General features: G+C 55.4%; 18 protein-coding genes. 9 read left to right on the top strand and 9 right to left on the bottom strand.

The features are described from left to right. Nucleotide 1 precedes the first annotated feature (1 nt). From PFER_RS12120 to PFER_RS03860, 8 genes are all read right to left on the bottom strand, one after another. On the bottom strand, nucleotides 2–148 hold the full coding sequence (locus PFER_RS12120) for a hypothetical protein (RefSeq protein WP_157255057.1): 147 nt from the start codon (nucleotides 146–148) through the stop codon (nucleotides 2–4). Further along, complete coding sequence (locus PFER_RS03880; RefSeq protein ID WP_048148957.1) at nucleotides 145–1,719, bottom strand: S8 family peptidase; 1,575 nt, start codon at nucleotides 1,717–1,719, stop codon at nucleotides 145–147. The genes PFER_RS12120 and PFER_RS03880 overlap by 4 nt, the downstream gene beginning before the upstream one ends. 14 nt (nucleotides 1,720–1,733) lie before the next feature. Beyond that, nucleotides 1,734–3,068 (bottom strand): hypothetical protein, encoded by a 1,335-nt coding sequence (locus PFER_RS03875; RefSeq protein ID WP_048148955.1) that lies wholly within the window; start codon nucleotides 3,066–3,068, stop codon nucleotides 1,734–1,736. A gap of 47 nt (nucleotides 3,069–3,115) precedes the next feature. After that, entirely contained in the window at nucleotides 3,116–4,573 is a 1,458-nt protein-coding gene (locus PFER_RS03870) for a LamG domain-containing protein (protein WP_281175695.1), read from the bottom strand. Nucleotides 4,574–5,100: 527 nt separating this feature from the next. Beyond that, nucleotides 5,101–5,280 carry a hypothetical protein gene (locus PFER_RS12115; protein WP_157255052.1) on the bottom strand — a complete coding sequence of 60 codons (180 nt, stop codon included), beginning with the start codon at nucleotides 5,278–5,280 and terminating at the stop codon, nucleotides 5,101–5,103. 4 nt (nucleotides 5,281–5,284) lie between these two features. Continuing rightward, complete coding sequence (locus tag PFER_RS12110) at nucleotides 5,285–5,425, bottom strand: hypothetical protein (RefSeq protein ID WP_157255051.1); 141 nt, start codon at nucleotides 5,423–5,425, stop codon at nucleotides 5,285–5,287. Further along, complete coding sequence (locus PFER_RS03865; RefSeq protein ID WP_048148951.1) at nucleotides 5,422–5,733, bottom strand: hypothetical protein; 312 nt, start codon at nucleotides 5,731–5,733, stop codon at nucleotides 5,422–5,424. Before PFER_RS03865 ends, PFER_RS12110 begins: the two co-directional genes overlap by 4 nt. Further along, the gene (locus PFER_RS03860) at nucleotides 5,730–6,611 is read right to left on the bottom strand and encodes an integrase (RefSeq protein ID WP_157255049.1); all 882 of its coding nucleotides are present in this window, start codon (nucleotides 6,609–6,611) and stop codon (nucleotides 5,730–5,732) included. Before PFER_RS03860 ends, PFER_RS03865 begins: the two co-directional genes overlap by 4 nt. 306 nt (nucleotides 6,612–6,917) lie before the next feature. Between PFER_RS03860 and PFER_RS03850 the strand changes: the two genes are divergently transcribed. The 8 genes from PFER_RS03850 to PFER_RS03815 are packed head-to-tail and all read left to right on the top strand — an operon-like array spanning nucleotide 6,918 to nucleotide 16,338. Next, nucleotides 6,918–7,169, top strand: coding sequence for a DNA-directed RNA polymerase subunit H (locus tag PFER_RS03850; protein WP_048148945.1), 252 nt, complete (start codon nucleotides 6,918–6,920; stop codon nucleotides 7,167–7,169). Nucleotides 7,170–7,187: 18 nt separating this feature from the next. Continuing rightward, entirely contained in the window at nucleotides 7,188–10,550 is a 3,363-nt protein-coding gene (locus PFER_RS03845) for a DNA-directed RNA polymerase subunit B (protein ID WP_048149121.1), read from the top strand. Between the two features lie 5 nt (nucleotides 10,551–10,555). Then, nucleotides 10,556–13,273 carry a DNA-directed RNA polymerase subunit A' gene (locus PFER_RS03840; protein ID WP_048148943.1) on the top strand — a complete coding sequence of 906 codons (2,718 nt, stop codon included), beginning with the start codon at nucleotides 10,556–10,558 and terminating at the stop codon, nucleotides 13,271–13,273. 1 nt (nucleotide 13,274) lies between these two features. Next, complete coding sequence (gene rpoA2 / locus PFER_RS03835) at nucleotides 13,275–14,468, top strand: DNA-directed RNA polymerase subunit A'' (protein ID WP_048148941.1); 1,194 nt, start codon at nucleotides 13,275–13,277, stop codon at nucleotides 14,466–14,468. A gap of 17 nt (nucleotides 14,469–14,485) precedes the next feature. Then, on the top strand, nucleotides 14,486–14,791 hold the full coding sequence (locus PFER_RS03830; protein WP_048148939.1) for a 50S ribosomal protein L30e: 306 nt from the start codon (nucleotides 14,486–14,488) through the stop codon (nucleotides 14,789–14,791). Beyond that, complete coding sequence (locus tag PFER_RS03825) at nucleotides 14,791–15,228, top strand: NusA-like transcription termination signal-binding factor (protein WP_048148938.1); 438 nt, start codon at nucleotides 14,791–14,793, stop codon at nucleotides 15,226–15,228. The genes PFER_RS03830 and PFER_RS03825 overlap by 1 nt, the downstream gene beginning before the upstream one ends. A 10-nt stretch (nucleotides 15,229–15,238) precedes the next feature. Continuing rightward, nucleotides 15,239–15,682, top strand: coding sequence for a 30S ribosomal protein S12 (locus PFER_RS03820; protein ID WP_048148936.1), 444 nt, complete (start codon nucleotides 15,239–15,241; stop codon nucleotides 15,680–15,682). Nucleotides 15,683–15,687: 5 nt separating this feature from the next. Further along, nucleotides 15,688–16,338, top strand: coding sequence for a 30S ribosomal protein S7 (locus tag PFER_RS03815; protein WP_048148934.1), 651 nt, complete (start codon nucleotides 15,688–15,690; stop codon nucleotides 16,336–16,338). Between the two features lie 51 nt (nucleotides 16,339–16,389). Here the strand turns inward: PFER_RS03815 and PFER_RS03810 are convergent, their stop codons facing one another. Then, the gene (locus PFER_RS03810; protein ID WP_048148932.1) at nucleotides 16,390–17,667 is read right to left on the bottom strand and encodes an FAD-dependent oxidoreductase; all 1,278 of its coding nucleotides are present in this window, start codon (nucleotides 17,665–17,667) and stop codon (nucleotides 16,390–16,392) included. 381 nt (nucleotides 17,668–18,048) lie between these two features. Here PFER_RS03810 and PFER_RS03805 point away from each other — a divergent pair, with 381 nt between their 5' ends. Beyond that, the gene (locus tag PFER_RS03805) at nucleotides 18,049–20,247 is read left to right on the top strand and encodes an elongation factor EF-2 (protein WP_048148930.1); all 2,199 of its coding nucleotides are present in this window, start codon (nucleotides 18,049–18,051) and stop codon (nucleotides 20,245–20,247) included. Nucleotides 20,248–20,257 lie beyond the last annotated feature (10 nt).

Raw genomic sequence — 20,257 nt, 5'->3', positions numbered from 1 at the left:
GTTAATCACCATCCACATACTCATCCACGATGCGGAGCACGAGGGCGATTGCTATTGCAAGGCTCACGTTCTCTAGGAACTTCTGCACGCCGACTAGGAAGAGCGTGAAGAGGAGGATAATCAGGAGGAAGATAATGAACTTCTTCATCCGAGCAACCTCCTGAGGAAGTCGATGAGTCCTCCAGCTTCATTTGGTTCGGCTTTGACCGCGGCGTAGGCATCAACCACTCCGGCTCCTGACCACGTTGGCAGGGCGTCAATGCCATCCAAGGGGTAGGCCGTCTTTTCGAGAATGAGTTTGATCGTCTCTGGAGTCAAATCGCCATGCTTCTGCAAAATCAGCGCCACGACACCGCTCACATGTGGAGTAGCCATGCTGGTTCCCGACATTGCGATGAACTCGTTCTTTGTTCCTGCTTTTGCAGAGAGGATTTTCACTCCTGGTGCGGCGATGTCGGGTTTGATGTCGTAGATGTTTAGGCCCGGCCCCTTTCCGCTGAAGTCCGCCACTTTCATGTCCCTATCCACCGCAGCCACTGTAATGGCTCCCGAAGCAAGTCCTGGAGAATCTATGACTGCGAACTCATTCCCTGCGGCAATAATCGCAGGAATGTGCTCCTCCCTGATGATCTGCTCGACCTTCTGTACCATCGGGTCGCGTGGAGAGCCGAACGGACTTCCAAGGGACATGCTGATAACTATCGGCTCGCCGGGGTGCTTTTTCTTCCACTCGACAACATAGTCGAGGCCCTGGATGATCTGCGTCATCGTGCCGCCGCCGTTCTGGCCAAGAACCTTGACTGCGAGGATGTTTGCCTCTGGAGCGACACCACTCACATAAACCTGCTTTCCTTCCCACGTGACTTTGGTAGGCCTCCCTGCGATGATACCGGCGACGTGGGTTCCATGACCGTTCAAATCTTTGGCAGGCTCGTCAGTTACAAAGTTCTCAAAGCCCACACAAGCTCCCTGGAGCATCACGTGGTCACAGTCCACACCGGTATCAAGAACCGCGACCGTGACGCCCTTGCCTGTTATGCCCTCCTTACTCCAGGCGAGGTCAGCCTTAACGAGCTTGATATTCCAGATTGCGCCGGAAACCTGTTCAGGGGTAATTGTCACGTTAGCCGGAGTGAATGTGGTCTCATTCTCCAAGATCGTGGGGCCGGTCTCGACGTAGAGGTCGGGCCAGACCTCGCGGATGTAGAAGCGATAATCAAAGTCGAATGCCTGTGAATATACGAGGTTCTTGATGAGCGAGGGCTTCGCCTTGAGCGAGATGGCATTGATGTCGTCGTCAACGTAAAGCACCTCAGCTCCGAGGGCTTCAAGGGCTTCCTTGAGCCTCTCGTTCGGCTTTGTCCAGGTGATAAAGATCCACTGGATTGGTTCATCGTTCTGAACCTTCTGGTTGAACACCTGAGCCCATTTGAGGGCCGTGTCGGTGAGGTTGGCGCTCTCTTGGATTGAGCCTGAAAGCCAGTCCCAAAACCTTTTATCAACGTAGATTCCCGTGTTAGTCTCAATTAGGCCGGTGCTGTCGAAACGCCAGGCCTTGAGCGTGATGAGAGCTTTGTTCACGTAATCTGAAATCGTGAGAGAAGGCATCTCCAAGGCAGGCGTGCTGATGGTCTCGTTGAAGCTGCTGTCAGCTACTGCAACACTGAAGGAAGAAAGAAGGACAATGAAGATAATGAAAGTCGCTGGAAGGGCCCTCATGGATCAGGCCCCCTTCAAGAGCTTGTAGAGTCCTCGTCCTCGTCAAGGCCGAGGATGCTTCTCCAGTCGAGGCTTGGCTTGAAGAGGCCCTTTCCGCTCGGATTCAGGACAGGGTTGAAGCCTCTGAAGTCCTCGGAGCTGACAGAGAGCTCGTTGAGGCTCCTTTCCTTGAGGCTGTAGCTGCTTGGGATTGTGATGTCGCCGAGACCCTTCCTGATCTCCCACAGCCCGCTTCCGAAGTATGCCGCATTGCCGACCCACTTTCCAAAGACGTTTATGAGGTTGTCAATGTTCACGTTCTTGTTGAATATGTTGCCGCTGTAGACCTCTTCCTCGCCACCCATGAGGCCCCACAGGTAGGTGGTCCTTTTGACGACCTTCACGTCAGTCCTCTCGACGTTCCCCCATCCTTCTCTCCAGTGGTCGCGGCCCTGGAGTGGGATGATGTAATAATCAACAGCCTTAATTCCGAGCTTGGCGAGAAGGCTCTCATCCCAAACGACATACGCCTTGTAATTGTTGAGATCCTTGAAGACCTTGTTCGTGAACTTGACCCTTCCGTCGTCGCTCCTAACCTCGAACTTGTCCTCAAGGTTGAAGTCGTCGAGGAGGTTTGCATCGCTGGAGTAGACCATGAGCACGTATCTGTCGCTGTCATCGTCGCTCTTTGCGAAGACAATCCAGTCATCAACGCCATCGCTCGTGACGTCGTTCTTCCAGGCAAAGATGCCATCGCGGTCATCGTCCGTGATCGTGGTGGTGCTCAGGTTTCCGAGGTCGAGGATTGCTCCGAGATCGCTCAGGCCGCGTATGGTGAAGCTAAGGCTTCCAATCTCGACCGTGTCGCCGTCCTTGATGTCAGCAACGGCAACCCAATACGGGCCGCCGGCGATCCAGACGCTCATTTCGAGCGTCGCATTGTCAACGATAGTGTTGGCGGTGCTGTTCTTGGCGAGGGCCTCAATCTTGAGGGTGTACTCGCCAGGAGTCACGTTGCCGACAGTGATCGTTCCAGTCCAGAGGCCCGGAGTGCTTGTGTTCGTGAGAGTATAAACATCTGCAACGCTGTCCCCATCCATGTCCAAGGCGTTTCCATACTCATCTACGAATTTCGCGGTAACCTCAAGCGTGTCGGCGTTCGTGTAGCTGCTAAGGGCAAAGGGGTCGCCGCTTGAGGTTAGTATTGTGGCATTGAGGGTGGCGTTTGTGCCGGCTATTAGCTCAATTCCTGGATCAACAATGGCGTTCTCCCACTCGGTCTCTGTAATTGTTGCTGCCCTCACTACGGCAAAGACGGAAAACACAACCAGGAAAACGGCCAGCAGGCCGAGAGTTTTCCTCCACCTCATTTCTCAATCACCTCATGCGCGTTATCACGGTGGCGCAAACAACCGAGTCAGCCACCTCCAAAGCCGAAAAAGCTCTTGATCATCTTGACCATGCCCATAATCCTGTCAAGGATGCTCTTCCACCAGCTCGTCTCCTTGTTGTAGAAGACCTTGATCTCAGCCTCACCGCTCACGAAGGCATCAGCTGGAACCTTGACGGCGATGGTGCCATCGTCAAGCTCCTCGACTTGCAAGGTCGCCCTTGAGCCGGTTAAGGCGACGGCCTCGACTACGTCATCCACGTCCTCGACGTCCTTCAAGGGCACGTATATCGTCACGTTTGAGACGTCAGCATTGCTTGAGATCTTGATGACCCTGACCCAAGTGTCCGCTTTTCCTTTCACGGCATTCTCTGCCATCTTTTGGGCCGTCTGCCAGTCGAGGATGTTTCTAAAGTCCTCGAGCTTCGCCGGGAAGTTCAGCTCCTCCTTCCCAAGAGTCCAGATGCTCTTGATCCAGTGCGTTGAGATTTCGCCAGGGTCAAGGGTGTCGGTGCGGATGAGGTAGAGCTCGCTTGAGTTCTCATCGGGTCTCCAAGAGACCATACGGACCCCGTCCAGCTCGAATTCTGGATACTGGAGCACGGAAAAGCCGAGCTCGGTCGGGTCGAGAGAATAGACAATGTTCAACTTCGCGGCAGTGGGGTTCGTGACCTTGAACTCGCGCTCATAGACATATGTCTTCTGATCCTCATCAAGTATTATGACGTCATCGAAGTCGCCATTTGTGCGGACGGTCTCAAACTGGATCGGCAGGTTGAACTGGATCTTGTCGGCGCGGTACCAGTAGTGGCCCTGATAGTAAAATGGGGCATTCGTGTAGTCGCTCTGGAGCTTCTCGGCGCTCGTGATGCTCATGTTGACCGCCGACTCTGGCACGGGCACGTAGCCGCTCGGGTCGCTTGTCGAGACTTCGAGGCCGGCGTAGAAGGTCGCCCTGTCCCTCGTGAGGTCCATGAGCGGGCTGAAGATCTGGCGGAAGTTGGCGGGTTCGGAGAGCTTCTTGCGACCGGCAAGATAGAGAAGCTTGATTTCGTCAGGGGAGAGGGCAACATTCTCATAGAAGCGTACTTCGTCAATCTTGCCCGGGAGAGATGCCTCTAACCCCTTCCAATATGAACCAATTGAGAGCTGTCCCGCGTACGCTGGAATATGCGTGTCTTCTGCTGTTTGCGTTGATACCAACTCCCCGTCCATATAAAACTCAATTGTTCCACTGTCAAATACCATCCCGAGCATGTACCACCTGCCTACCTGCCATGTGACACTCACAGAGTATTTTTTCTCCAAACCTGCTGTGTCATTCTTGTAAACAAGCCCCCAACCGTTTGAATATGCATATACTGCCCATATATTCGCCCCGTGTTGAATTATCGCCCTTCTTGTGTTGGGGGCTGAATCCAAGTAGACCCAAGCTACGACTGTCATTTTTGTCATTTCCTGAACACTAAACGAATCAACCGACACTGCTTCACCAGTGTTTCCACTGAACTTGAACGCGTTCAAGATTTTTCCAGAAACAAGCTTCGGGTAGTTGCTCGTTGTATTGAATGTTATCGTCGCATTCACTACCGAGCCTTGATAATAGCACGGCGTCGTGTTCGTGCTCGCATCATACGCGTCCAGCCCACAGAACAGCGTCACGTCGCTGAAATTTGTAGCATCCTCTGGAACGATGACCCACTTCGGCAAATCGAGGCTTGCGGCGCTTGCCGTGCCCGCCAGGGCCGCGAGGAAAATAGCAATCACTACCAAGCCAGCCAGCTTTTTCCGAAACCTCACATCCACATCCCTCCGGAGGGTTTGTTCGGCGGCCTCATCGGCCTTCGGGTTTCATCAGAGCCCTCTCCCTACGGCCTCAGCCTCGCTGTGAATTTGAGAGAAGTGATTTGAGCGGAGGAAGGCCCGAAGGTGCCCAAAATAGAGAATACGATTGTGATATTTAAGAATCCTCGAAAAGGAGATGCGAAAGAGATGAGAAAGGTTCGCAAAAATTAAGCCTTGATGTCCATGTAGAGCTTTCTGACTGCGAGTCTGACAACTGCAGACTCGTTTTTCAGACCAAGCTTCTGTGATAACTCTTTGATCATATAATGAGTCTCTCTATCAATGCTAAAGCCCCAAACATACGAACCAGTACCATTCAGCTTTTCCCGGGCCATTCCTCCGCTCACCCCCTCATCTTTTCAGGACTTTTTCATATTTCGAGGCCCACTTGCGAGCCTCCCACCAGGCTGCAAGCGCATCATAAGCCAACGCGGAGAGCACTACCGCGAACGCTCCACCCACAAAAGCCCAAACTATCGCGATAGGATTCATTCTTCCCCACCTCTCAGCTTTTCAAGAAGCTCCAACTCGGCCCGTTTTAGCTCGCGGAGGCCGAGGAGGAATTCCAGATGACGCTCAATATCACCACGCCAGGCCGGCATGGAAAGCCAGCTGTGGAGTTTTGCCCTCTTTCCGCCCTTCTTGAGCGTCTCTATGTGCATCTCGATCTCCCGAAGCTGCTCCTCAACGAGGCGCCAGGGGCGAAATACTGCGTCATAGAACAGTCTGACGAAGTACAGGGCAATGAGGCCCACAAGGACAAGGGCTATCAATTCATTGAGAAGCTCTTCAGGAATCATTTTTCACCCTCCAAGACTTTCTTCAGGTCATCAACAACCGTGGAATACCACTCATCCGCGAGAAGCGTCTTGTTGAGGTAGTGCCGAGCTCCGACCGTTTCGGCCTCACGCCCCTGAATGAAGTCCGCGAGGTCAGCAGGAACGCCCTTCCGTATCAAAAAGGTGTAGTGCCACTTCCTGATACTGTTTGCCGAAACGCGCCCGTAGCGAACCCATTTCCACGCTGTCGTTTCCTTCGCTGAAAATCTCCTTAGTTCTGGCACGAGGTCGGCCGGGAAGTACGCCCAAAAGCCCTTTTTCTTACCCTCAGATATGTCCTTGATGGGGTATCTAGCAATGCCCTCAAGCGGGAACTGGAGCCTGGCCGGATCGTAGGTCTTGAACATTCTGATGAGCTGCGCGAGGCGAATCCCTGAGAATACCATCGCCTTGAAGAGCATCTGAGCCTCTTCGCGGCGGTTTTTGACATGCTGCCATGCCTCAGTGATTTCGTGGTCGTTGAGGTGGACTTCTCTCACGCCGCTCTTCTTTGCTTTTGCTGCTCCTTGAAGCATTTTCGAGAAGTCCTCGTTGATGAGTTCTTTTTCTGTGAGATATTTCAGAAAGTTCCTGAGGCCGTAGACGTACCTTTTCTTATTCCCGAGCGCGTCAATAGCATTCTTGATACTCTTTTTAGTAGGCCTGACTTCATAGTCTTTGAACATTACCTTTAGCGCGTTGTAGTAGTCCTTCACTGTCCTTTCTCTGCCAATTTTGAGGGAAAGCCATTCCAAAAAAGCCTTTTTCTCATGGTTCCACACTTCGTTTAGCGTTTTAAGTGCGATGACGCTCTTGTAATCCGCAGGCCGCGGGTTCAAATCCCGCCCGGGGCTCCACAATTACTATGCCCCACTGCTTCTGGCCATCAAGGGACGCTCCCCCGGGAGACAGGAGTACCCTGAAGTTCCAGTTAATTCTCAAGCTCTGCCCATGATAGCGCTCCCCTCCATTCCCCTTTATGCACACTTATGGGCATTGATGTTATGTTTGGCGCCGCTCCTCCGTTCTTTTCGGCTTTTTAAACTTTACGCAAGCAATATAAAGCAAAAACCCAAACTACCTCACGAAAAGCTTATATACCCGAAGCAAAAGGTTGGGGTTAGCATGTTCACGTATGATTCTAAAAAAATTAAGGGGGCAATTCTCTGTGGCGGCGAAAAAAAACGTTTAGCATATTTGATCACGAGCTGGTTCCCGAGCATAGAGTCCTGAGCGAGGAGGAAGTGGAGGAACTCCTCAAGAAGTACCGCATAAAGCTTTCTCAGCTACCGCAGATAAAGGCCAGCGATCCGGCCGTTCAGGCCCTTGGTGCAGAGCCGGGGGACGTTATTGAGATTAAGCGTAAGAGTCCCACCGCGGGCGTGTACTACTACTACCGCCTGGTGATCGAGGATTGATTCTGGTGAGGTGAGATGATGAGAGGTCCTACACTTGTTGAGGTTAATCCGGATGACCTCTGGCACGTCATGGAGCATTACTGGGAGGAAAAGGGTCTTGTAAGGCAGCACCTTGACTCCTACAACGCTTTCCTTGAGAGTGGACTCCAGGAGGTCATAAATGAGTTCGGGGGCGTCAAGCCGGACATCCCGAACTTCGAGGTCAAGTTTGGAAGGATAAGGATAGGCGAACCGGAGTTCCAGGAACCCCAGGGTCAGAAGAAGCCCCTCTACCCGATGGACGCACGCATAAGAAACCTGACCTACGCGGCCCCGCTCTTCCTCGAGATGATACCCGTCGTCAACGGCATCGAGCAGGAGGGCGTGGAGGTCAGGATAGGCCAGCTCCCCATCATGCTCAAGTCCAAGGCATGCAGGCTCAACGGAATGAGCGAGGAGGAGCTTGTGAAGGTGGGGGAGGACCCCAAGGACCCGGGAGGATACTTCATCATAAACGGTTCCGAGAGGGTTATCGTCTCTATCGAAGACCTCGCCCCGAACAAGACCCTCGTCGAAAGGGACGAGAAGAACAACCGCTACGTGGCCAAGTGCTTCTCATACAGACACGGTTATAGAGCCCTCATCCAGGTTGAGAAGAGAAAGGACGGCCTTCTCTACGTTTCTATGCCCAACGTGCCCGGTCTTGTGAAGTTCGTCGTTGTGATGCGCGCCCTCGGTCTCGAGAGCGATAAGGAAATCGTGGAGGCGGTCAGTGACGACCCGGAGATTCAGAAGGAGCTCTTCGACAACCTCGACGATGCGGCCGAGATGGGAATCCACACCCAGGAGGAGGCCCTCGACTTCATAGGTAAGAAGGCCCTCCCGGGGCAGCCCAAGGAGTACAGGCTCAGAAGGGCCCAGCACATCATAGACAACAACCTCCTGCCGCACATGGGTGTTGACCCCGAGAACAGGATTGACAAGGCCTACTACCTTGGAATGATGGCCCTAAAGGTTCTCGAGCTTTCGCTCGGCCTCCGTAACGAGGACGACAAGGATCACTACGCCAACAAGAGGCTCAAGCTGGCGGGTGACCTTCTAAAGGACCTCTTCAGGATTTCCTTTGGTCAGCTCGTCAAGGACATGCAGTACCAGCTCACCAAGACCTACCAGAGGAGGGGGGACAAGTACGTCTTCCAGAACGTCCAGCGCTTTGTGAGACACTCCGTGAGGCCCGACGTTTTGAGCGAGAGAATAGAGCACGCGATGGCGACGGGAGCCTGGCCGGGAGGAAGGACCGGTGTCAGCCAGCTTCTCGACAGGACGAACTACATGTCAACGCTCTCCCACCTCAGGCGCGTTACCTCTCCGCTGAGCAGGGAGCAGCCCCACTTCGAGGCGCGTGATTTACACGGTACCCACTGGGGAAGAATCTGCCCGACGGAAACGCCGGAAGGTCCCAACTGTGGTCTGGTCAAGAACCTCTCACTCATGTCCCAGATAACCACCGCGGTTCCCGAGGAGGAGGTTCGCGAGTACCTCCGCAGGCTCGGCGTGGTGGCGATAAGGGAGAGGAGGCCCAACCCGCACCTCTGGCGTGTTTACCTCAACGGAGTTCTCGTAGGAACTATAGAGGACGGCAAGGCCCTGGTTGAGCGCGTTAAGTCGGAGAGGCGCGCGGGTAAGGTCAGCGACATAATAAACGTTGCCTACTACGAGGACGTTAAGGAAGTTTACGTTAACTCCGACGACGGTAGGGTCAGGAGGCCCCTCATCATAGTCGAGAACGGGAAGGCCAAGCTCACCAGGGAGCACGTTGAGGGAATAAAGAGCGGAAAGCTCAGCTGGAACGACCTGGTCAGACTGGGCGTCATTGAGTACCTCGATGCCGAGGAAGAGGAGAACGCGTACGTGGCCCTCTGGCCCTCGGAGGTCACGGAGGAGCACACCCACCTCGAGATAATGCCCGCCGCGATACTCGGTCTCCCGGCTTCACTCGTTCCCTATCCGGAGCACAACGCCGCCCCGAGGAACACCTACGGTGCCGGTATGGCCAAGCAGAGCCTCGGCCTTGGATGGGCAAACTTCCGTTTGAGGGTTGATACACGCGGTCACCTCATGCACTATCCGCAGGTTCCGCTCGTCAACTCGCGCGTTATGGGTGCGGTCGGTTTCGAGGAGAGGCCGGCCGGTCAGAACTTCGTGGTTGCGGTCCTCAGCTACGGCGGCTACAACATGGAAGATGCCGTCATAATGAACAAGGCCTCCATAGAGCGCGGCCTCGCGAGGTCAAGCTTCTTCAGAACCTACGAGGCGGAGGAGAAGAAGTACCTCGGAGGGCAGATGGACCGCTTCGAGGTTCCCGACCCAACGGTCAGGGGCTACCGCGGTGAGCAGTACTACAGGCACCTCGACGAGGATGGTATAATCTTTCCCGAGTCAAAGGTCAACGGCAAGGACGTCCTAGTTGGAAGAACCTCCCCACCAAGGTTCCTTGAAGAACAGACCGGCCTCGGGGGAATAATCCTCCAGGAGCGCAGGGAGACGAGCGAGGCGGTGAGACCGAGCGAGAGGGGTATAGTTGACAAGGTCATCATAACCGAGAGCGGGGATGGAACGAAGCTCGTCAAGGTTACCGTGAGGGACCTCAGGATTCCCGAGATTGGGGACAAGTTTGCCTCAAGACACGGTCAGAAGGGTGTTATAGGCCTCATCGTCCCGCAGGAGGACATGCCCTGGAGCGAGAACGGAATTGTTCCGGATCTCATCGTCAACCCGCACGGTATCCCGAGCCGTATGACCGTCGGACAGCTCCTTGAGGCCATAGGTGGAAAAGTGGCGTCAATGAAAGGAAGGCGCATTGATGGAACCGCGTTCATTGGAGAGCCCGAGGAGAAGCTCAGGAAGGAGCTGGAGGAGCTCGGCTTCAAGCACAACGGTAAGGAGATACTCTACGACGGAATCACTGGAAGGAGGCTCGAGGCGGACATATTCGTGGGCGTCATCTACTACCAGAGGCTCCACCACATGGTGGCTGACAAGATGCACGCGCGCTCACGCGGTCCGGTTCAGGTGCTCACCAAGCAGCCCACGGAGGGTAGGGCCCGCGAAGGTGGTCTCAGGTTCGGTGAGATGGAACGTGACGTGCTCGTTGCCCACGGTGCGGCAATGCTCCTCATAGAGCGCCTCCTCGAAGAGAGCGACAAGAGCGAAATATGGGTCTGCGAGAGCTGCGGACACCTGGCACTCGACGACAAGAAGAGGGGCAAGGTCTACTGCCCCGTCTGTGGCGAGGAAGAGAGGATAAGCAAGGTCGAAATGAGCTACGCCTTTAAACTGCTCCTCGACGAGCTCAAGGCCATGTTGATAAGACCGAGGTTGAGATTGAAGGATAGGGTGTGAGAGCCATGAACTCCATGAAGAAGGTCATAGGTAATATTGAATTTGGTATCCTCGCTCCCCAGGAAATACGAAAGATGAGCGCCGCCGAGATAACCGTTCCAGACACTTACGATGACGACGGCTACCCCATAGAGGGCGGCCTCATGGACAAGCGCCTTGGCGTCATTGACCCGGGACTTCGCTGTGAGACCTGTGGAGCGCGCGCTGGGGAGTGCCCCGGTCACTTCGGCCATATAGAGCTCGCAAGGCCCGTCATCCATATAGGCTTCGTCAAGAGCATACTCCGCGCCCTCGAGACCACGTGCCGCGAGTGCGGAAGGATACTCCTCACGGACGAGGAGATAGAGGAGTACATGAACAAATTCGAGGTTATAGGCGACAGGAGAACCGACAGGAACAAGCTCATCAAGGAGATACACAAGAAGGGTAAGGAGAGGAAGACCTGCCCCCACTGCGGAGCGCCCCAGTTCACCATAAAGCTCGAGAAGCCTTCCATCTTCTGGGAGCACAGGAAGGACGAGGAGGGCAACGAGTACAAGCACAGGATGATGCCGAGCGAGGTTCGCGACAGGCTCGAGAAGATACCCGACAAGGACCTCAAGCTCCTCGGCTTCCATCCCGAGAACTCAAGGCCCGAGTGGATGGTTCTCACGGTCCTCCCGGTCCCGCCCGTTACCTCGAGGCCCTCCATCACCCTCGAGAACGGTATCAGGGCGGAGGACGACCTCACCCACAAGCTCGTTGATATCATTCGTATCAACAATCGCCTCAAGACGAACATAGAGGCCGGTGCGCCCCAGCTCATTATAGAGGACCTCTGGGACCTCCTCCAGTACCACGTCACCACCTACATAAACAACGAGACCGTGGGTGTGCCCGCCGCCAAGCACAAGAGCGGGAGGCCCCTCAAGACCCTTTCCCAAAGGCTCAAGGGTAAGGAGGGCCGTTTCAGGGGCAACCTAAGCGGTAAGCGTGTCAACTTCTCCGCCCGTACGGTCATAAGTCCCGACCCCATGATAAGCATCAATGAGGTCGGCGTTCCCATAAAAGTCGCCATGGAGCTTACCGTTCCGGAGAAGGTCACGGAGTTCAACTACGAGAAGCTCAAGAAGCTCGTTATGAACGGCCCCGACAAGTACCCCGGTGCCAACTACGTTCTCGACCCCCTCGGAAGGAGAATAAGGCTCATGGAGACCAACAGGGAAGCGGTAGTTGAGATGCTCGACATCGGCTGGACCGTCGAGAGGCACCTCATGGATGGGGACATAGTGCTCTTCAACCGCCAGCCCTCGCTTCACCGTATGAGCATCATGGCCCACCGCGTTAGGGTGATGCCCTACAGGACCTTCCGCCTCAACCTCGCGGTCTGCCCGCCCTACAACGCCGACTTCGACGGTGATGAGATGAACCTCCACGTTCCGCAGACCGAGGAGGCCCAGGCGGAAGCCATGATACTCATGCAGGTGCAGTACCACATAATGTCCCCGAGGTTCGGTGGCCCCATCATCGGAGGAATACAGGACCACATCTCGGGAGGCTACCTCCTCACGCGCGAGGGGGCCTACTTCACCCGCCTTGAAGTGGAGCAGATGCTGACCTTCGCGGGCATTGACGTGGAGACTCTTCCCGAGCCCGACAAGGTCGAGAACGGCGTGGAACTCTGGAGCGGGAAGACCATATTCTCCATGCTCCTCCCGAAGGACTTCACCATATGGTACGAGAACAAGCTCGGCTGTGCCGACAAGGAGAAGTGCGAGAAGCTGAAGAGGGCCATAGAGGAGAAGCTCGTCCTCAGCGACGATGAGGTCAGGGAGCTCGCGGATGACGGCTTCGTTTACATAAGGAACGGGAAGCTGCTCAGCGGGGCGATAGACAAGAGCGCCTACGGTAAGGAGGGCGGCAAGATCTTAGACCTCATCATAAGGGAGTACGGCGTGGAGGAGGGTAGGAAGTTCCTTGACAGGGTCACGAAGCTGGCCATCTACGTCATAACCCACAGGGGCTTCACCACCTCCATAGAGGACGAGGACCTTCCGCAGGAGGCCATAGAGAGGATAAGGGAGATAGTGCGCGTTGCCGAGGAGAGAGTTGGCCAGCTCATAGAGGCCTACCAGAGGGGCGAGCTTGAGCCGCTGCCCGGTAAGACGCTTGAGGAGACCCTCGAGAACCTTATCATGCAGAAGCTGGCAGAGGCGAGGGATCAGGCAGGTGACATCGCTTCCCAGTACCTCGGTATGAACAACTCCGCCGTCATAATGGCCAAAACGGGAGCGAGGGGTAAGATCCTCAACATAGCCCAGATGGCGGCCATACTCGGACAGCAGTCCATCCGTGGTAAGCGCCTCTACCGCGGCTACCGCGGCAGGGTCACGAGCCACTTCAAGTCCGGTGATCTAAGCGCAAGGGCGAAGGGATTCGTCGTCAACTCCTACAAGAGCGGTCTCACCCCAACGGAGTACTTCTTCCACGCAATGGGTGGTAGGGAAGGTCTCGTTGATACGGCAGTTAGAACGGCCCAGAGCGGTTACATGCAGCGCCGTCTAATAAACGCGCTCCAGGACCTCAAGGTGGACTACGACGGAACGGTCAGGGATCCAACGGGCATCATAGTGCAGTTCCAGTACGGTGAGGACGGCATTGACCCATCTAGGAGCTGGGGAGGAAAGACGATGAACATTGATAGGGTTATAGTGAGAACCCTGTTGAAGATGAGAGGTGAGTGAGATGGCGTCCCTTACACACAAAGCCATTCGCGAACTCGTGGAGGAGAAGGCCCCCATCCTCCCCCCCACTTTGAGGGAGGAGCTCGCGGAGAGGATTATTGAGTACCACAGGAAGTACAAGCTCAAAAAGAAGGAAGTTCTCGCGATAATCGAGGAGGCCATTAACGAGTACGAGAAGGCCCGCATAGAGCCCGGAGAGGCCGTTGGAACCGTGGCGGCACAGTCAATAGGCGAGCCCTCAACGCAGATGACCCTCAACACCTTCCACTACGCCGGTGTCGCTGAGATTAACGTCACCCTCGGTCTCCCGAGAATCATCGAGATCGTTGATGCGAGAAAGAACCCCTCAACGCCGATCATGACGGTTTACCTCGATGAGGAGCACCGCTACGACCAGGAGAAGGCCTACGAGGTGGCCAGAAAGATAGAGGGCACCACCGTCATGAACCTCGCCCAGAGTGTTACCACCGACATCCTCAACATGGAGGTCATCATCGAGATAGACCCCGAGAGGCTCGAGAAGGCCGGCCTCACGATGGAAGACGTGCAGAAAAAGCTCAAGGGTTCCTTCAAGACCGCCGAGTTTGAGTTTGAGGGGTACACCCTCATAGTTCGCCCCAAGAAGGCCCAGAAGCTCTCTGACCTGAGGAAGATTGCCGAAAAGGTTAAAAGCCATCGCTTAAAAGGTCTCTCCGGTGTCGTCAAGACCGTCGTTACCCCCAAGGGGGACGAGTTCATAATTTATACTGAAGGCTCAAACCTCAAGCAGGTGCTCAAGGTCCCCGGCGTTGACCCGACGAGGACGAGGACCAACCACATTCACGAGATCGCGGAGGTACTCGGCATTGAAGCGGCCAGAAACGCCATCATAGAGGAAATCGTCAACACGATGGAGGAGCAGGGTCTCGAGGTTGATGTGAGGCACATAATGCTCGTCGCGGATATGATGACCCTGAGCGGTAAAGTCATGCCCATCGGAAGGCACGGTGTGGTTGGTGAGAAGGCGAGCGTCCTTGCAAGGGCCGCTTTCGAGATTACCACTCAACACCTATTCGAAGCCGCCGAGAGGGGAGAGATGGACCCCCTCAACGGTGTGGTTGAAAACGTCCTCATAGGACAGCCCGTCCCGCTTGGAACGGGAATGGTTAAGTTGACAATGCAGCTTCCAATACGCCCAGTCAAAAAGGAAGAATGAAGGAGGAGGTGTAGTTGATGGACATAGCATTCGAACTTAGGAAGGCTATTGAGACCGGCGAGGTTGTCATCGGTTCAAAGAGAACCGTCCAGCTTGCGAAAATCGGCGGTGCAAAGCTCATAGTTGTCGCCAAGAACGCCCCGAAGGAGGTCAAGGACGACATAGAGTACTACGCCAAGCTCAGCAACATACCTGTCCACGTGTTCGAGGGAACCAGCGTCGAGCTCGGCACCGTTCTCGGTAAGCCCTTCGTTGTCGCAGCCCTCGCAGTGATTGAGCCGGGTGAGAGCAAAATCCTAGCCCTTGGTGGGGGTAAGGCATAATGCCGCTCAAGCTCAACACCGAACAGATAAGGTACATCGCCCTCTTCGAGAGCATGACGGGGGCAACTGCCCTCGACTGCATCATAGACCAGACCAGGGGCAGGCTTATATTCGTGGTCAAGCACGGTGAGATGGGCCTCGCCCTCGGTAAGAGGGGAGCGAACGTCAAGAAGATACAGAACATGATAGGAAAGAGCGTTGACCTCATCGAGTTCTCAGAGAACCCAGAGGAGTTCCTCAGAAACATTTATAGGATAGCCAACGTAAAGGTTAAAAAAGTCCACATCACGGAAAAGAAGGATGGCAAGAAGGTCGCCCTCCTCGATGTCAACCCGAGGGAGAAGCCCAAGGCCATAGGCAGGGGCGGCCAGACCATAAACCTCGTCCGTGACCTGATGGAGAGACACCACGGTATTCATGACGTGATTATAATTTGAGGTGATGCTCATGGCAGGTAAGAAAGCCCCGTATGGAGAGTTTGCCGGAAGGAAGCTCAAGCTCAAGAGGAAGAAGTTCAGGTGGAGTGACATAACATACAAGAGGCGCGTTCTCAACCTTAAGGTCAAGAGCGACCCGCTCGAGGGAGCCCCGCAGGCGAAGGGCATAGTCCTCGAGAAGATAGCGGTTGAAGCTAAGCAGCCCAACTCGGGTATGCGTAAGGCAGTCCGTGTTCAGCTCATCAAGAACGGTAAGGTCATCACGGCCTTCACCCCCGGTGACGGTGCCATAAACCACATCGACGAGCACGACGAGGTCATCGTTGAGGGAATCGGTGGTGCCAAGGGAGGTCCAGTCGGTGATATCCCGGGAATCCGCTACAAGGTCGTCAAGGTCAACAGGGTTTCCCTCAAGGAGCTCGTCAAGGGAAGGAAGGAGAAGCCGAGAAGGTGATGGCGATGAAGGTCGAGAGCATTCAGAAGAGATTTTACCAGCCGAAGGAGGTCAAGCTCTTCGGAAGGTGGAGCGTTGAGGAGGTCGAGGTTTCCGACCCGTCCCTCAAGCCCTACATCAACCTCAAACCCATCATAGTCCCCCACAGCCACGGAAGGCACGCCAAGAAGTCCTTCGGCAAGGCCAACGTCCACATCGTTGAGCGCCTGATCAACAAGCTCATGAGGAGCGGTTCAAGCGGCCACAAGGTCGGCGGCCACTTCATGAGGAGAGAGCACCGCTCACTTATGAGCAAGAAGGTTAAGGTCTACGAGTACGTTAAGGAGGCCTTTGAAATCATCGAGCGCAGGACCAAGCAGAACCCTGTCCAGGTTCTCGTCAGGGCCATCGAGAACTCCGCCCCGAGGGAGGACACCACCACAATAGCTTTCGGTGGAATCCGCTACCACATGGCCGTTGACGTCTCACCCATAAGGCGTCTCGACATAGCCCTCAAGAACATCGCCCTCGGAGCCAGCGCCAAGTGCTACCGCAACAAGACCAGCTTCGCCGAGGCCCTGGCCGAGGAGATAATAGCGGCCGCCAACAGGGACACCAAGAGCTTTGCCTACAGCAGGAAGGAAGAGATTGAGAGGATTGCCCAGTCCTCACGCTGAGGGCTGGAGACTTTTCCTCCCTCATTTCCGCTTTTCTAAAAAATTAAAAGGTCAGTGGGCGAGGGCTTTTCCGAGCCACTTTGCCAGCGCGACTATTGTAAGTATAGGGGGCATTCCCGGAGCCTTTGGGAGGACGCTCGCGTCGCAGACGTAGAGGTTTCTGATCTTCGTCTCCAGGTTCTCATCAACGACCCGTCCGATACCGGCGGTTCCGCCGACGTGGGCCCCCTGCGGCTTGGACACGACGAAGGATTGGGCACCTATGCCATTCAGTATCTCCTTGGCAACGGTAACTCCGTCCTCTATCCTCTTCCTGTCGTTGCTGGTTACTCCCTTCGATACGTCCCCGTTCGGGTAGACCCTGCCCGAGGAGTCGTCCGCGGTCTTCACCATCATACCGACGAGCTTGCCGGTGGGCATCATGAAGCCCTTCCTGCCTGCCTCCATGAACCTGACGGTCCTGTTGGTGTTTATGTACGGGGAGAGGATGAAGCTCCTCTCGTCGTGGAACTCGTGGTCTACCAGCGCCATTGCCGGCTCCCTGGTCTGGTGCAGCCCCTCGGCTTTCCCGTAGACGTTCACGAATATGTCAATGAAGAGGTTGCCCCCTGCATTCTCCACCTCGGAGTTCTGGAGGATGAGCGGTGTGGCCAGCGCCCCCGCTGCTAGGATAACGCTGTCAGCCCCGATCTCCACGTATCCATTCTTTCCACGCCCCCTGACTCCAGAGACCTTTCCGTTCTCTGCAATGACCTCCTTAACTTCCGTTCCGTAGAGCACCTCGGCACCGTGTGAAACCGCGTCGTTGAGGTAGTCGAGGGCCGTCCATTTGGCGCTCTGAAGGCAGCCGAACGTGCACTGGGCGCACTGGATGCACTTCGCAAAGTCGAGGAACTTCGGCATTGGCTCCATTTTGTAGCCCAGCTGCGCCGAAACGTCGAGCATTCTCAGCGATGCATCGGACAGAAGGCTCTTCGGCGTGGGGGCTATCTTCATCTCCCTCTCTGCCTCCCTGAACTCGTCTTCCAGCTCTATCCCGAAATCCTTGAACTCCTCCTGTAGGCAGCGCGTTCCGTTGGCGCATGAGACAACCGTCGAGCCTCCGGCCATTATCGTCCTCCAGAGGATGACCCCTTCCCTGGAAGTCCTCGGGGTCATGTAGCCGGTTGTGTCGAAGTACCTGAGCGAGTCCCTGAAAGTCCCAACGTGCCCCTCGTACTTTCCAGCCTCAACGATTAGAACTTCCTTTCCCTCCCTGCTCAGCTCCCTCGCTAGGGTGGCCCCACCGGCGCCAGAACCGACAACCAAATACTCAGCGTGCTTTTTCATAGAACCATCTCCATCCTGAATTGATTAAAGAAGAGTGATTATCATTCCTTACTGCGCTCCCAAATTATATATGCCTTTGGATTCATATTTGAGCCGCTATGGTTGCATTTTACAATTTACGCGGGAAGGTTTAATCCGGAGGTACGGTTGATGCAGTGGACGCTTGATTTCTGGGTTTACGTTCCGTTCGTGGGGGCGTTCCGCCTGTAGCTTGAAGTATTCTCCGGGAACCTTTATGCCCATTCATCCCGGATTGCGATTCGGAAACCAAAACTTTCCCCAGCCTTCTGCTGAAGAGTGCCCCTTTTAGAGAAAGATTTATAACCGGACTTTTAGAGTGAAGGATGAACAAGCTCATCGAGAGAATTGAGGTGATTTGTGATGGGAAGAAGGGAAGAAATGGTTAAGCACATTAAGGAGCTCATGACCCAGCCCGAGAGGATTAGGAACATGGGTATTGCCGCTCATATTGACCACGGTAAGACGACGCTGAGCGACAACCTGCTCGCCGGTGCTGGAATGATAAGCGAGGAGCTCGCCGGAAAGCAGCTCGTCCTTGACTTCGACGAGCAGGAGCAGGCGAGGGGTATCACCATCAACGCGGCCAACGTTTCGATGATACACGAGTACGAAGGGGATACCTACCTCATCAACCTCATCGACACCCCGGGTCACGTTGACTTCGGCGGTGACGTTACGAGGGCTATGAGGGCCATTGACGGTGCCATCATCGTCGTTGATGCAGTCGAGGGCGTCATGCCCCAGACCGAGACCGTTCTCAGGCAGGCCCTCAGGGAGTATGTTAAGCCGGTTCTCTTCATCAACAAGGTGGATAGGCTCATCAAGGAGCTCAAGCTCACCCCGCAGCAGATGCAGGAGCGCTTCGTCAAGGTCATCACCGAGGTTAACAGGCTCATCAAGCGCTACGCCCCCGAGGAGTTCAGGAGCGAGTGGCTCGTCAACGTCAACGACGGTAGCGTCGCCTTCGGTTCAGCTTACTACAACTGGGCCCTCAGCGTGCCCTACATGAAGAAGACGGGCGTTTCCTTCAAGGACATCATAGACCTCACCAACGCCGGTGACCTGAAGACCCTCAGGAAGAAGGCCCCGCTCCACACCGTCGTTCTCGATATGGTCGTTAAGCACCTCCCGAACCCGATAGAGGCCCAGAAGTACAGGATCCCGCACCTCTGGAGGGGAGACGTTGACACCCCGATAGGTCAGTCAATGGTCAACCTCGACCCCAAGGGCAAGATGGTCATGGTCGTCACCAAGATCATCATTGACAAGCACGCCGGTGAGGTTGCCACCGGCCGTGTATGGAGCGGTACCGTCAAGACCGGCCAGGAGGTTCACCTCATAACCGCCAAGAGGAAGGCGAGGATACAGCAGGTCGGTATCTACATGGGTCCCGAGAGGGTCAACATGGAGGCAGTCCCCGCTGGAAACATCGTCGCAGTCACCGGTTTGAGGGACGCTATGGCCGGTGAGACCGTTGCCGAGGAGCTCATCGAGCCCTTCGAGGCCCTCCACTACACGAGCGAGCCCGTAGTTACCGTCGCCATCGAGGCCAAGAACGTTAAGGACCTCCCCAAGATCATCGAGGCTTTGAGACAGCTCGCTAAGGAGGACCCGACGCTCCACGTCAAGATTGACGAGGAGACCGGCCAGCACCTCCTCAGCGGTATGGGTGAGCTTCACCTCGAGGTCAAGCTCGTCAAGCTCAGGGAGGACTGGGGAATTGACGTCGAGGTTTCGGAGCCGATAGTGGTCTACCGCGAGAGCATAAGCAAGAGCAGCCCCATAGTCGAGGGCAAGTCACCCAACAAGCACAACAGGTTCTACATCACCGTCGAGCCGCTTCCAGATGAGATATACCAGGCCATCCGCGAGGGCGAGATACCCGAGGGCAGGCCCAAGGACCCGAAAGCTGTGGCAAAGAAGCTCGCCGAGCTCGGCATGGACTACGAGGTTGCGAAGGGTATAGTTGACGTCTACAACGGCAACATGTTCCTCGACAACACCAAGGGTCTCCAGTACCTCAACGAGGTCATGGATCTCCTCGTTGATGGTTTCCACATGGCGATGGACGAGGGTCCGCTCGCCAAGGAGCCCGTCATGAAGGTCATGGTAAGGCTTCACGACGCCAAGATTCACGAGGACAACGTCCACCGCGGTCCGGCCCAGATATACCCAGCCATCAGGGGAGCCATCCACTGCGCCATGATGAAGGCCCAGCCCGTGCTCTACGAACCCTACCAGAAGGTCATCATCAACGTGCCCTACGAGTACATGGGTGCCGTCAGCAGGGAGATGAACCAGAGGCGCGGTCAGCTCATTGACATGAAGCAGGAAGGAGAGGTTATGACCATCATCTCGGAGGCTCCCGTGGCCGAGATGTTTGGATTTGCTGGAGCCCTTAGGGGAGCCACCAGCGGTAAGGCCCTCTGGAGCACCGAGCACGCGGGCTTCAAGCGCGTTCCGAGGGAGCTCGCCACGAACATAATAAGGCAGATAAGGCAGAGAAAGGGTCTCGACCCGAACCCGCCGACCGATAAGGACGTCTGCCCGCAGCAGTGAGCGGGCGTTT

This window comes from Palaeococcus ferrophilus DSM 13482, assembly GCF_000966265.1.
Classification (GTDB): Archaea; Methanobacteriota_B; Thermococci; order Thermococcales; family Thermococcaceae; genus Palaeococcus; species Palaeococcus ferrophilus.
This window is presented reverse-complemented; position numbering and strand designations above follow the sequence as displayed.